Consider the following 13,610-nt stretch of genomic DNA (forward strand, 5'->3'; position numbering starts at 1 on the left):
TTATCAAATATTTTTACATTAGCACCTAGTCCAATTGCAGATCTAGCGGCAAATTCTCCAACGGTTCCTGCGCCAATAATAACAACTTCTACAGGTGGTACGCCACTAATATTACCAAACATTAGGCCGTTACCATTATTAGTAGTAGCCATTAATTCTGATGCTATTAAGACAGATGATATACCTGCAATTTCACTTAATGACCGTACTGCAGGATATTTGCCATCTTCATCTTGTATGTATTCAAAAGCAATTGCTGTAATTCGTTTTTTTGCTAATTCTTCAAAATATTTTTTAGACTGTGTTTTTATTTGAAGCGCAGATATAATAGTTGTCTGCGGGTTTAGCATTTGTATTTCTGATATTGTAGGTGGCTCTACCTTTAATATAATAGGACAAGAAAATACCTTTTTAGTGTCTTTTGTAACTTCAGCACCAGCATTTGTATAGTCTAAATCTGTAAAATTTGCACCTTCACCAGCACCAGACTCAATTAAAACTCTATGTCCGTTACAAGTAAGTGCATTTACGGCATCAGGAGTTAGGCAAATTCGTTTTTCTTGATACTGGTTTTCTTTCAGCATACCAATGAATAATTCACCCTTTTTTCTAAGAATTTCTAGCTTCTCTTCCTGTGGTAATAATTGGAATTTGCTAAAAGGCGAAGAAGGCTGATTCATATCCGTTAGTATTTGTTATTTTGACCATCAAAATTACAATTTTATTTTTAAAATAGTTGCTTTAATTACTTTTTCTAAAAGTGTTTTAAAAACTGATTTTACGGTCGGTAGGGTTAATTACTTCTAGTTTTATATTGGTAGCGTCTTCAGGTAAAAATGAACTTATTTTTTCTGGCCACTCTATAAATACCCATTTGTTTGCGTAAAAATAGTCTTCTACGCCAATGTCTAAAGCTTCCATTTCGTCTTCAAGTCTATAAAAATCAAAATGATAAGCTAAAGTGTTGCTCTTGTTGTCTTGGTATTCGTTTACAATGCCAAAAGTAGGACTAGAGGTGTTGCCAACCACACCAAGCTCTTTCATTATAGCTTTAATTAAAGTAGTTTTTCCTGCGCCCATTTCACCGTAAAAACATAGGGTTTTGGTTGGTGCATTTTTAATTATATCCTTAGCAATATCCTGAATTTCTGGTGTAGAAAAAGTTTTATTCATTTTTTATAAAAAATTACAAGCGTACAAAAGTAATTAGTAGTAAGTTTTAAAACAATTATCTAGGCTCTAAAACAGCAAATGGTATAATCATTTCTTCTAGTGAAACACCACCGTGTTGGTAGGTATTTCTGTAGTAGCTAACGTAGTGATTGTAATTATTTGGGTAAGCAAAAAATAAATCGTTTTTAGCAAATATAAAAGAGCTGCTCATATTTATGGTTGGCAGTTGTAAATCTTTAGGGTTTTTAGCAGCTAGTACATCTTTATCCTCGTAAGACAAGCTACGACCTGTTTTATATCTTAGGTTTAGACTAGTGTCTTTATCACCAACAACTTTAGATGGTTGTTTTACATTTATAGTACCATGATCTGTGGTTATAATTAATTTTTGACCCATTGTTTGTGCTTGCTGTATAATTTCTAACAAAGGGGAGTTTTTAAACCAGCTAACTGTTAAAGATCTGTAGGCCTTGTCGTTACTAGCAAGCTCTTTTATTACTTCCATTTCTGTTTTAGAGTGAGAAAGCATATCTACAAAATTGTATACAATAACTGTTAGGTCGTTATCTTTTTGTGATTTATAATTTTGAGATAATTGTTTGCCTTGTTTTAGACTGCTAATTTTATGGTATTCCCATTTTAAATCTAATCCAAGTCTTTTTAATTGTGCGCCAAGAAAATCTGCTTCATGTAAATTTTTACCGCCTTCTTCAGTGTCGTTTTTCCACCAATTTGGGTGTTGTTTCTCCATTTCTAAAGGGGTTAGGCCAGAGAAAATGGAATTACGAGCATACTGGGTAGCAGTAGGTAAAATACTAAAATAAGGTTCTTCTTTAACTTTTTTGTAAAATGAGTTAACAGTACTTTCAAAAGCTAACCATTGGTCATATCTTAAGTTGTCAACCACAACTAAAAGCGTAGGTTTTTCTTTTAGTTCTGGTTTTATTAATTTTTTAAATAGATTTTGGGATAATACAGGAGCATCTCCGCCAGCAAACCAGTCTGGGTAGTTTTTTTCAATAAACTTGCTAAATTGATTATTTGCTTCAATTTTTTGAGATTCTAGAATTTCAAACATTCCAGTATCTTCAATTTCTTCTAATTGCAGTTCCCAGTGAATTAAGTTTTTATATAAATTTACCCACTCTTCATAGCAATTAACCATAGATAAATCCATCGCTATTTTACGAAACTCTTGTTGGTAGTTAGACGTTGTTTTTTCAGATATTAATCTAGAGTGGTCTAAGCTCTTTTTTAAGCTAAGTAGTATTTGGTTTGGGTTAACAGGTTTTATAAGGTAATCTGCTATTTTAGAGCCAATTGCCTCTTCCATGATTAACTCTTCTTCACTCTTGGTAATCATTACAACAGGGAGAGATGTATGTGTTTTTTTTATTTCAGATAATGTCTCTAAACCACTAATACCAGGCATATTTTCATCTAAAAAAACAATGTCCACTTTTGTATCTTCTAGTTCTTCTAAAGCTTCTCTACCACTTTGGCAGGTTATTACTTCATAATTTTTCTTTTCTAGAAATATAATGTGTGGTTTAAGTAAATCTATTTCATCATCTACCCAAAGTATTGTTATCTTGTTCATTTAGTGTCTATATTTGTAATTGTAAAGAAAGAAGATTTTGATTATATCTAACAAACTTAAAATATTCAATGATCCAATTTACGGATTTATTGGCATACCAAGCACGCTAATTTTTAATATTATTGCGCATCCTTATTTTCAGAGGCTTCGTAGAATATCACAAACGGGCTTAACTTATTTGGTGTATCCTGGCGCACAGCATACTAGATTTCAGCATGCTCTTGGTTGTATGCATTTAATGGAACAAGCTGTGCAAATACTACGCTTTAAAGGAGTAAAAATAACAGATGTTGAAGAAGAAGGACTTTTATGTGCTATTTTATTGCATGATATAGGTCACGGTCCGTTTTCACATGCAATGGAACATACTATTGTAGAAGGTGTAGATCATGAAGCTATTTCATTAGTGTTTATGCAGCAATTAAATAAAGAGTTTAAGGGCAAGTTAGATACTGCAATTGCTATATTTAAAAAAGAACATCCTAAAAAGTTTTTAAACGATTTGGTGTCTAGTCAGTTAGATATGGATAGATTAGATTATCTAAAAAGAGATAGCTTTTACACTGGTGTTGCAGAAGGTAATATTAATGCAGAGCGTTTAATTACAATGCTTAACGTTGTAGGTGGTGATTTGGTTATAGAGGAAAAAGGAATTTACTCTGTAGAGAAGTTTTTAATGGCTCGTAGGTTTATGTATTGGCAAGTTTACTTACACAAAACAGGCTTAGTTGCAGAGCAATTGCTTATAAAAACACTAAATAGAGCAAAAGAATTAATACATAAAGGAGAAAATTTACCTTGTAGCTCTATTTTATCATTCTTCATAAAAAATAAAATAGAGTTGAAAGATTTTAATGCAGATGTGATTAAAAAGTTTTCTGAGCTAGATGATGTAGATATTATGGCAGCTATAAAAGAGTGGCAACATAATAGTGATTTTGTTTTATCTACATTAAGTAGAATGATATTGCATAGAGATTTACTTCATATTAAAATGAAGAAAAAGCCAATAGCGACATCAAAACTTAAAAAAGAATTTTCTGCTTTTAAAGAAAAATACAATTTATCTGATGAAGAAACAGCATATTTTGTTTTTAGTGGAGAAATAAAAAATACGGCTTACATACAGCATACACAACCAATTAAGGTGTTAAAAGAAAACGGAAAAGTAACAGATGTATTAAAGGCATCAGACCAATTAAATAGTAAAACGTTATCAAAAACGGTAACTAAATACTACGCTTGTTATCCAAAATTATAATATGCTAGCGTAAAAATATTGTAAAGTATTTTTATTAATATTACAATAGTTTAATCCGTATAACACAGCATTTTACTAGGTTTTAATATAAGCCAACTTAAGTTAAGTATAATAATTTCACTATTTTTCTTACTTTTGTGGCCGTTAATTGTGGTTTTATAAAAAAGCCTTAATTTTTACTCATATATAATAAAGGATAAAATACCTTAATAATTAATTAACAATAAGTGAAGTTTACAGCTAGTCAGATTGCAGGTATTTTAGAAGGCGAAGTTCAGGGAGATCCTGAAACAACCGTACATACACTTGCTAAAATAGAAGAAGGAGAAGCGGGTTCGCTTACCTTTTTAGCTAATCCCAAATACATACCTTACCTATATACTACAAAATCATCTATAACAATAGTAAATAAAGATTTTACTCCAGAAAAGGAATATACAACTACCTTAATAAAGGTAGATGATGCTTACCAGTCTTTTACAAAATTATTAACTTATTATGATCAGGTTAAAAATGACAAAAGCGGTATAGAGCAACCGGTTTATATAGATGAGTCATCTAGTTATGGAGAAAATGTTTATTTAGGCGCATTTAGTTACATAGGTAAAAATGTTACAATTGGTAAAAACGCTAAAATTTATCCTAATGTTTACATATCAGATAATGTAACTATTGGCGATAATGTATCTTTGTTTTCAGGTGCAAAAATATGTTCAGATTCTATTATAGGAGATAATTGTGTTATACATACAGGAGTAATTATAGGTTCTGACGGGTTTGGTTTTTCTCCAAATGCAGATGGTACTTTTACAAAAATACCTCAAATAGGTAATGTAATTTTAGAAGATAATGTAGATGTTGGTGCAGGTACTACTATAGATCGTGCAACAATGGGGTCTACTATTATAAAAAAAGGAGTTAAGTTAGATAACCAAATACAAATTGCACACAATGTAGAAATTGGAGAAAATACCGTAATTGCAGCGCAAACCGGTATTGCTGGTTCTACTAAAATTGGTAAAAATTGTATGATTGGTGGTCAGGTTGGTATTGTGGGTCACATTTCTATTGGAAATAATGTGCGTATACAGGCTCAGTCTGGTATAGGGAAAAATATAAAGGATAATGAGGTTTTACAAGGCTCACCAGCTATGAATTATGGTGATTTTAATAAATCTTATGTGCATTTTAAGAACTTACCAAAAATAGTAAAAGGAATAAATAACATTGAAAAAAAGTTTGATGGCAAATAAACCAAATGCAAAACAGAGAACTATAGCTAAAGAAGCTACCCTTACAGGTGTAGGTTTACATACAGGTGAAAAAGTTACAATGAAATTTTTACCAGCTCCAGAAAACCATGGTTATGCTTTTAAACGTATAGATTTAGAAGGGGAACCTATTATAGAGGCAGATGCTAATTATGTAGAAAATACACAACGTGGTACTAATTTAGAAAAAAAAGGAGTTAAAATACAAACTCCAGAACACGTTTTAGCAGCTTTAGTAGGTTTAGAAATAGACAATGTTTTAATAGAGTTAAATTCTCCAGAACTTCCAATTATGGATGGTTCTTCTAAATACTTTGTAGAGGCTTTAGAAGAGGCAGGTGTTGTTGAGCAAGAGAAAGAAAGAGAAGAGTATATTGTTAAAGATGTAATCTCTTATAAAGATGAAGCTACTGGTAGTGAAATAACTATTATACCTTCTGATGAATACCAAGTAACAACTATGGTAGATTTTGGTACTAAAGTATTAGGTACTCAAAACGCTACCTTGTTAAAGTTGTCAGATTTTAAAGAGGAAATTTCTAATGCAAGAACTTTTAGCTTTTTGCACGAATTAGAAATGTTATTAGAACACGGGCTTATTAAAGGCGGTGATTTAAATAATGCCATAGTATATGTAGATAAGGAAATATCTGATGAAACTATGAAAAAGCTTGAGAAAGCTTTTGGAAAAGAGAAGTTATCTGTAAAACCAAACGGAATTTTAGATAATTTAACATTGCACCAGCCTAATGAAGCTGCGCGTCATAAATTGTTAGATGTAGTGGGTGATTTAGCTTTAACAGGTGTAAGAATACGTGGTAAAGTTATAGCTAACAAACCAGGGCATTTTGTTAATACACAATTTGCTAAAAAATTGGCTAAAATAATTAAGTTAGAGAAAAGAAATAGTGTGCCTAAATATGATCTTAGTCTGCCTCCTTTAATGGATATTCACCAGATTATGGATATGCTACCACATAGACCTCCTTTTTTATTAATAGATAGAGTTTTAGAGCTTTCTGGTAACCATGTAGTTGGTATGAAGAATGTTACTATGAACGAACCTTTTTTTGTAGGGCATTTTCCAGGGGCACCTGTGATGCCAGGAGTATTACAAGTAGAGGCAATGGCGCAAACAGGAGGTATTTTGGTTTTAAGTACTGTACCAGACCCAGAGAATTACTTAACATTTTTTATGAAAATAGATAAAGTTAAGTTTAAACAAAAGGTTTTACCAGGAGATACGTTAATATTTCACTGTAGCCTTATAACACCAATACGCAGAGGAATATGTCATATGCAAGCGTATGCTTATGCAAATGATAAATTAGTTTGTGAAGCCGAAATGATGGCACAAATAGCAAAAAAACAATAGAATGAATCAACCTTTAGCGTATATACACCCAGGTGCTAAAATCGCAAAAAATGTTGTTGTAGAACCTTTTACAACAATACATAACAATGTAGTAATAGGCGAGGGAACTTGGATTGGGTCTAACGTAACTATTATGGAAGGCGCAAGAATAGGAAAAAATTGTAATATTTTTCCAGGCGCAATTATATCTGCTACACCGCAAGATTTAAAATATGCTGGTGAAGAAACTATTGTAGAGATAGGAGATAACACAACTATAAGAGAATGTGCTACAATAAACAGAGGTACATCAGATAGACAAAAGACTAAAATTGGTAAAAATTGCCTAATTATGGCATATTGCCACGTTGCTCACGATTGTTTTGTGGGTGATAATTGTATTTTTTCTAATAATTCTACATTAGCAGGTCATGTAACAGTTGGCGACAATGTAGTTTTAGCTGGTTTGGTTGCCGTGCATCAATTTGTATCTATTGGTAACCATGCATTTGTAACTGGTGGTTCTTTGGTACGTAAAGATGTTCCTCCTTTTGTAAAAGCAGCAAGAGAGCCTTTATCTTATGTAGGTATCAACTCTGTAGGTTTACGTAGAAGAGGAATAACTTCTGAAAAAATTAGAGAAGTTCAAAATATTTACCGAATATTATATCAAAAAAATTATAATAATAGTCAAGCTGTACAGATAATTGAAGCGGAAATGGAAGCAACTCCAGAACGTGACGAGATTTTGCAGTTTATTAGAGATTCTCAAAGGGGAATTATGAAAGGCTATTTTAGTTCAAATTAAATAAAAGTATGGCATCAACATCAGACATTAGAAAAGGATTGTGTATTAGATACAATCATGATATTTTTAAAATTATAGAATTTTTACATGTTAAACCAGGAAAAGGTCCTGCTTTTGTAAGAACTAAATTAAAAAGTGTAACAACGGGTAAAGTAATAGATAATACTTTTTCTGCAGGTCATAAAATTGATGATGTTCGTGTAGAAACACGTTCTTATCAATTTTTATATGCAGAAGGTCCAACGTATCATTTTATGAATACGGATGATTATAACCAGATTACATTAGAAGAAAATAGCTTAGATGCACCAGGATTGTTAAAAGAGGGTGAAGTTGTAACTATCTTATTTAACACAGAAGATAGTTTGCCATTATCTGTAGATATGCCAGCTAGTGTTATTTTAGAGGTAACATATACAGAGCCAGGTGTAAAAGGGAATACAGCAACAAATGCGACTAAACCAGCAAAGGTAGAAACTGGGGCAGAAGTAAATGTTCCTCTTTTTATTAATGAAGGTGATAAAATAAAAGTAGATACAGAAAAGGGTTCTTATATGGAACGTGTAAAGGAATAAACGCTTTGCAATTTTGTAAAATATAAATATACGTACAATAGAAATTTGAAATTTCCCATTCCACATACTTTAAAGCAAATTGCAGCCATTATAGACTGTAATTATGTAGGTGAAGATAGTTTTTCTGTTTTAGGGATGAACGAGATTCACGTAGTTACCAAGGGCGATATTGTTTTTGTAGATCATCCAAAGTACTATGATAAGGCCTTACAATCTAAAGCAACCATTATTCTAATTAATAAAGAGGTAGCTTGTCCAGAGGGTAAAGCATTATTAATTTCAGACGATCCGTTTAGAGATTTTAATAAACTCACGACGTATTTTAAGCCTTTTTTAAAATCTGTTTCTATGGTTTCAGATACTGCAAAAATAGGAGAGAACACGGTAATACAGCCTAATGCTTTTGTTGGTAACAATGTAACTATTGGTAAAAACTGTGTTATACATTCTAATGTCTCTATTTATGATAATTGTGTGTTGGGTGATAACGTAACAATACATGCGGGTTCTGTTTTAGGAGCAGATGCTTTTTATTATAAAAATAGGCCAGAAGGATTTGATAAGCTATTATCTGGAGGAAGAGTTGTAATAGAAAGTAATGTAGATATTGGAGCTCTTTGTACTATAGATAAAGGTGTTACAGGGGATACTACTATTGGAGAAGGTTCTAAGTTAGATAATCAAGTGCATGTTGGTCATGATACTGTAATTGGTAAAAAGTGTTTAATAGCTTCGCAAACGGGTATTGCTGGTTGTGTTGTTATAGAAGACGAAGTTACTCTATGGGGTCAGGTTGGTACAACTAGCGGCATTACAATAGGTAAAAAAGCTGTAGTAATGGGTCAAACTGGTGTTACAAAATCTATTGTTGGTGGTAAAAGTTATTTTGGCACTCCAATTGAGGAATCTAGGGAAAAACTTAGACAATTGGCTAATGTTAAAAAAATACCATCTATTTTACAAAATATTAAAAATAAATAAACAAAGAATACTTTAATAATCGCTAACAAAGCTATATTTTTGTGAAGCGAAAAAATAACAAACGATATAATGAGTGTTTTAGTAAATAAAGATTCCAAAATAATTGTACAAGGGTTTACAGGTAGTGAAGGTACTTTTCACGCTGAGCAAATGATAGAATACGGTACCAACGTTGTTGGTGGTGTAACACCAGGTAAAGGTGGTCAAGAGCATTTAGGAAGACCAGTTTTTAATACAGTTTTAGAAGCTGTTGAAAAAGTTGGTGCAGATACAACTATTATTTTTGTACCGCCAGCTTTTGCTGCGGATGCAATTATGGAAGCTGCTAACGCTGGTATTAAAGTAATTATTACTATTACAGAAGGTATCCCTGTTGCTGATATGGTTAAAGCTTCAGATTATATTAAAGATAAAGATTGTCGTTTAATAGGTCCTAACTGTCCAGGTGTTATTACTCCAGGTGAAGCTAAAGTAGGTATTATGCCTGGTTTTGTATTTAAAAGCGGTACAGTAGGTATTGTTTCTAAGTCTGGTACTTTAACTTATGAGGCGGGTGACCAAGTTGTACGTCAAGGTTTAGGTATTACTACTGCAATTGGTATTGGTGGTGACCCAATTATTGGTACAACTACTAAGGAAGCTGTTGAATTACTAATTAATGATCCTGCTACCGAATGTGTAGTAATGATTGGTGAAATTGGTGGACAGTTAGAAGCAGATGCAGCAAAATGGTATAAAGAGAGTGGAAGTAAAAAGCCAATTGTTGGTTTTATTGCTGGTGAAACTGCTCCTGCAGGTAGAACAATGGGGCACGCAGGTGCTATAGTTGGTGGTAGTGATGATACTGCACAGGCTAAAAAAGCAATTATGAAAGATTGTGGAATTCATGTTGTAGATTCTCCTGCTGAGATAGGTAAAAAAGTGAAAGAAGTAATGGGTTAATCCATATTCTTTTTAAAAATATAAAAGCGTTTACTTATTTAGTAAACGCTTTTTTTTATGCATCAACTTAATGGGTTGCACTGTTATAAAGTTTTTGTTTATCAATCTTAAAAAAAAGAAGTATGTCTTTTAAAGGTGTAAAACATACCCTATATTTGGCTTGCAACAACGCAAAATTTTATTAGATGAAATTGTTAGAAGGAAAAAACGTAATTATTACTGGTGCTAGTAGAGGTATTGGTATGGGAATAGCAAAAGTATTTGCAGATAATGGTGCAAATGTAGCCTTTACATATAGTTCTAGTGAAGCTCCTGCTTTAGAATTAGAAAAAGAATTAACTGCTAAAGGTGTAAAAGCTAAAGCATATAAAAGTAATGCAGCAAGTTTTTCTCAGGCAGAAGAATTAGTAGCAAATGTATTAGAAGATTTTGGTGGTATAGATGTATTAATTAATAATGCAGGTATTACTAAAGATAACTTGTTAATGCGTATGGGAGAGGAAGATTTTGATGCCGTAATTGAAATTAACCTAAAATCTGTTTTTAATATGACAAAAGCAGTACAACGTACGTTTTTAAAACAACGCAAAGGTTCTATTGTAAATATGAGTAGTGTTGTTGGTGTTAAAGGTAATGCAGGACAAACTAATTATGCAGCGTCTAAAGCCGGAATGATTGGTTTTACTAAGTCTGTAGCTTTAGAACTAGGTTCTAGAAACATTAGATGTAACGCTATTGCACCTGGTTTTATTGAAACTGAAATGACTGATAAGTTAGATGAAAAAGTTGTTCAAGGATGGAGAGACGGAATTCCTTTAAAACGAGGTGGTTCTCCTGACGATGTGGCAAATGCTTGTTTGTTTTTTGCTTCAGATATGTCTGCTTACGTTACTGGCCAAGTGCTTAACGTAGATGGCGGAATGTTAACATAATAGAATACTTAAATTTATATTGAAAAATAGAGACAATTAATACATGCAAATTACAACTGTACTGTGGCTAATTTTAGCAGCAATATTTGCGCTGCTTGTAGTCTTGTTTCAATATTATTATAAAACTAAAAGGAGAGGTAAACTTATTGTTTTACTCTCCTTTTTACGTTTTTTAGGTATTTTTGGAGTTTTGCTACTACTTATAAATCCAAAAATCACTAAAAATATTTATACGGTAGAAAAAACTAAACTAGTGGTTTTAATAGATAATTCTGCCTCTATAAAAAATAGTAAGTCAGCTAATAAAGTACTAGAAGTAGTAAATAATATTATTGAAGATATAGATCTAAAAAGTAAATTTACAATAGACACGTATTCCTTTGGTGGTAGTTTAAATAGCTTACAAGATAGTTTAACATTTAAAGAAGTGAATACGAATATTGGTGCTGCACTACAAGGAGCAGAAGATGTTTATAGAAACACCAATACGGCTATAGTTTTAATAACAGACGGAAACCAAACATTAGGACAGGATTACGAGTTTTTAACATCAACCTATAAAAAGCCTATTTATCCTATAGTTGTAGGAGATACTACAAACTACACGGATTTAAAAATAGATCAGGTTAATAAAAATAATTTTGCTTTTCTAAATAACAAATATCCTGTAGAAATTTATGTTTCGTACACAGGAAATAAAACTGTAACAAAGCAGCTTACTATTACTGAAAATGGTAAAAATGTATTTAAGGAAAATATAACCTTTTCTAAAACCGAGAACAGCAAATTTATTACAACAAATATAGAAACAAAAAGTATTGGTGTTAAAAAACTTAGGGTAGCAATTTCTGCTTTAACAGATGAAAAAAACACCATAAATAACACTAAAACAATAGCTCTGGAGGTTATTGATGAAAAAACAAATATTGCAATTGTATCTAATGTAGAGCACCCAGACTTAGGCGCGTTAAAAAAGTCTATAGAAAGCAATGAGCAACGGTCTGTTACTATAATTAAACCTAATAGCTCGCTTAGTTTATGGCAAAACACAGATGTATTTATATTTTATCAGCCAGTAAATAGTTTTAAAAATGTTATAGACTATGCTGTAAATTCTAATAAAAACTCTTTTGTAATTACTGGTTTACAAACAGATTGGAATTTTTTAAACTCGGTTCAAAACACTTATGTTTTTGAGAGAGGCTTTCCTGTGCAAGAGGTAATGCCAACTATAAATTCTTCTTTCTCTAAGTTTGATGTGTCTGAGTTTTCAACTTCTAATTTTCCTCCTTTAAAAAGTAACGTTAGTCCTGTTTTTCCTAAAAATGAAAACTTAACTATTTTAAAAACAACCATTCGTGGTGTAACTATAGAATCTCCTTTATTGTCTGTTTCTGAAATAGATAAAACAAAGCAAGTGTATTTGTTTGGTGAAGATATTTGGAAATGGAGAATGCAGACCTACAGAAATGATAAGGATTTTAAGTCTTTTGATGATTTTATAGGTAAAATAATACTGTATTTGGCGTCTAGCAACTCTAAAAATAGTTTTACTCTAGATTATAAGCAAGTGTATTTGGGTAGTAATGAAGCGGTTATTAACGCTTCAGTTTTTGATGATGCTTTTGAGTTTGATTCTAATGCTACTGTTTTATTAAAAATAAGAAATAGCAACAAATCAACTTATAAAGAAATTCCAATGTTGCTTAGCGGATTTAACTATAAAGCAGATTTAAGTAGTTTGTCTGCTGGTGATTATACATTTACTGCAACTGTAAAAAACACAAATACTTCTAAATCTGGTGCTTTCACTATTTTAGATTATGATGTAGAAAAACAATTTACATCTAGCAATTATAAAAAAATGAATCGTGTTGCACAAAATACAAATACAGATCTTTTTTATGTTAATAATATAAGTGGTTTAAAACAAGATTTACTGAGTAAAGAAGCCTTGAAACCAGTACAGAGGAGCAAAGAAAATATTGTATCTTTGGTAGAATTTAAATTTCTATTAGGCTTAATTTTATTGGTGTTTGCAATAGAATGGTTTCTTAGAAAATACAACGGATTAACTTAAAAACTACTATGGAAAGATTACCAAAAATTGCATTACCTGTATTATTTGTTATCATATTAATTATTGTTATTATCTCCAAATCTGCAGTGACAATAGATTCTGGTCACGCTGGTGTTTTATACGAGACTCTTGGAGATGGTGTTGTTACAGATGAACCTCCTATGGGAGAAGGTTTTCATGTTGTAGCTCCTTGGAATAAAGTATTTATTTACGAAGTTCGTCAGCAAGAGGTTTTAGAAAAAATGAATGTATTATCTAGTAATGGTTTAGATATAAAGTTGGAAGCTTCTGCTTGGTTTCAGCCAAAACGTAATGAATTAGGTAAGTTGCACCAAGAGAAAGGAGAGGATTACATACAAAGAGTTTTATTGCCAACTATTAGATCTGCAGCACGTTCTGTTGTAGGTCGTTACACGCCAGAGCAATTATATTCTAGTAAAAGAGATGCTATACAACAAGAAATTTTTGATGAAACAAAAAAAATTGTTGATGGTGAATACATTCAATTAAATGAAATTTTAGTTCGCGACGTTACTTTGCCACCAACAATTAAAGATGCTATTGAACGTAAGTTAAGACAAGAGCAAGAATCTTTAGAATATGAATTTAGATTAGTTACAGCTAAAAAAGAGG

At 31.8% G+C, this 13,610-nt stretch carries 12 protein-coding genes and 1 pseudogene; 10 read left to right on the plus strand and 3 right to left on the minus strand.

Annotated elements, in window-relative coordinates; genetic code table 11:
• The 3 genes and pseudogenes from ABJD66_RS15450 to ABJD66_RS15460 form a co-directional block, all read right to left on the minus strand.
• Nucleotides 1-680, minus strand: a pseudogene (locus tag ABJD66_RS15450) (alanine dehydrogenase); the annotation flags it as partial.
• Nucleotides 681-765: 85 nt separating this feature from the next.
• Entirely contained in the window at nucleotides 766-1,173 is a 408-nt protein-coding gene (gene tsaE / locus ABJD66_RS15455; RefSeq protein ID WP_348133283.1) for a tRNA (adenosine(37)-N6)-threonylcarbamoyltransferase complex ATPase subunit type 1 TsaE, read from the minus strand.
• A 55-nt stretch (nucleotides 1,174-1,228) separates the two neighbouring features.
• A complete protein-coding gene (locus ABJD66_RS15460) occupies nucleotides 1,229-2,773 on the minus strand; it encodes a bifunctional response regulator/alkaline phosphatase family protein (protein ID WP_348133286.1) in 1,545 nt (514 codons plus the stop codon).
• A gap of 37 nt (nucleotides 2,774-2,810) precedes the next feature.
• Here ABJD66_RS15460 and ABJD66_RS15465 point away from each other — a divergent pair, with 37 nt between their 5' ends.
• The 10 genes from ABJD66_RS15465 to ABJD66_RS15510 all read left to right on the plus strand — a co-directional run.
• Nucleotides 2,811-4,034 (plus strand): HD domain-containing protein, encoded by a 1,224-nt coding sequence (locus ABJD66_RS15465; protein ID WP_348133289.1) that lies wholly within the window; start codon nucleotides 2,811-2,813, stop codon nucleotides 4,032-4,034.
• Nucleotides 4,035-4,261: 227 nt separating this feature from the next.
• Nucleotides 4,262-5,287, plus strand: coding sequence for a UDP-3-O-(3-hydroxymyristoyl)glucosamine N-acyltransferase (lpxD, locus tag ABJD66_RS15470; RefSeq protein ID WP_303544655.1), 1,026 nt, complete (start codon nucleotides 4,262-4,264; stop codon nucleotides 5,285-5,287).
• Nucleotides 5,277-6,680 carry a bifunctional UDP-3-O-[3-hydroxymyristoyl] N-acetylglucosamine deacetylase/3-hydroxyacyl-ACP dehydratase gene (locus ABJD66_RS15475; RefSeq protein ID WP_348133292.1) on the plus strand — a complete coding sequence of 468 codons (1,404 nt, stop codon included), beginning with the start codon at nucleotides 5,277-5,279 and terminating at the stop codon, nucleotides 6,678-6,680. Before lpxD ends, ABJD66_RS15475 begins: the two co-directional genes overlap by 11 nt.
• Before the next feature lies 1 nt (nucleotide 6,681).
• Nucleotides 6,682-7,467 carry an acyl-ACP--UDP-N-acetylglucosamine O-acyltransferase gene (gene lpxA / locus ABJD66_RS15480; RefSeq protein ID WP_100895897.1) on the plus strand — a complete coding sequence of 262 codons (786 nt, stop codon included), beginning with the start codon at nucleotides 6,682-6,684 and terminating at the stop codon, nucleotides 7,465-7,467.
• A gap of 8 nt (nucleotides 7,468-7,475) precedes the next feature.
• Nucleotides 7,476-8,042 (plus strand): elongation factor P, encoded by a 567-nt coding sequence (gene efp / locus ABJD66_RS15485; RefSeq protein WP_100895898.1) that lies wholly within the window; start codon nucleotides 7,476-7,478, stop codon nucleotides 8,040-8,042.
• Nucleotides 8,043-8,087: 45 nt separating this feature from the next.
• Entirely contained in the window at nucleotides 8,088-9,023 is a 936-nt protein-coding gene (locus ABJD66_RS15490; RefSeq protein WP_348133295.1) for a UDP-3-O-(3-hydroxymyristoyl)glucosamine N-acyltransferase, read from the plus strand.
• A 69-nt stretch (nucleotides 9,024-9,092) separates the two neighbouring features.
• Nucleotides 9,093-9,965 (plus strand): succinate--CoA ligase subunit alpha, encoded by an 873-nt coding sequence (gene sucD, locus ABJD66_RS15495; RefSeq protein WP_348133298.1) that lies wholly within the window; start codon nucleotides 9,093-9,095, stop codon nucleotides 9,963-9,965.
• 185 nt (nucleotides 9,966-10,150) lie between these two features.
• Nucleotides 10,151-10,897: a 3-oxoacyl-[acyl-carrier-protein] reductase gene (gene fabG / locus ABJD66_RS15500; RefSeq protein WP_013622522.1), complete on the plus strand. Its 747-nt coding sequence runs from the start codon at nucleotides 10,151-10,153 to the stop codon at nucleotides 10,895-10,897.
• A 43-nt stretch (nucleotides 10,898-10,940) separates the two neighbouring features.
• Nucleotides 10,941-12,977, plus strand: coding sequence for a vWA domain-containing protein (locus ABJD66_RS15505; protein ID WP_348133301.1), 2,037 nt, complete (start codon nucleotides 10,941-10,943; stop codon nucleotides 12,975-12,977).
• An 8-nt stretch (nucleotides 12,978-12,985) separates the two neighbouring features.
• Nucleotides 12,986-13,610 (plus strand): prohibitin family protein (locus ABJD66_RS15510; RefSeq protein ID WP_348133304.1); only part of this gene is annotated, 625 nt, incomplete at its 3' end.

This window comes from Cellulophaga sp., from assembly GCF_039943695.1.
GTDB lineage: Bacteria > Bacteroidota > Bacteroidia > Flavobacteriales > Flavobacteriaceae > Cellulophaga.

Coding starts and splice junctions, on each gene's coding strand:
- tsaE (WP_348133283.1), bottom strand. CDS start 1,173: ATGAATAAAACTTTTTCTACACCAGAAATTCAGGATATTGCTAAGGAT.
- ABJD66_RS15460 (WP_348133286.1), bottom strand. CDS start 2,773: ATGAACAAGATAACAATACTTTGGGTAGATGATGAAATAGATTTACTT.
- ABJD66_RS15475 (WP_348133292.1), top strand. CDS start 5,277: ATGGCAAATAAACCAAATGCAAAACAGAGAACTATAGCTAAAGAAGCT.
- ABJD66_RS15505 (WP_348133301.1), top strand. CDS start 10,941: ATGCAAATTACAACTGTACTGTGGCTAATTTTAGCAGCAATATTTGCG.
- fabG (WP_013622522.1), top strand. CDS start 10,151: ATGAAATTGTTAGAAGGAAAAAACGTAATTATTACTGGTGCTAGTAGA.
- sucD (WP_348133298.1), top strand. CDS start 9,093: ATGAGTGTTTTAGTAAATAAAGATTCCAAAATAATTGTACAAGGGTTT.
- lpxA (WP_100895897.1), top strand. CDS start 6,682: ATGAATCAACCTTTAGCGTATATACACCCAGGTGCTAAAATCGCAAAA.
- efp (WP_100895898.1), top strand. CDS start 7,476: ATGGCATCAACATCAGACATTAGAAAAGGATTGTGTATTAGATACAAT.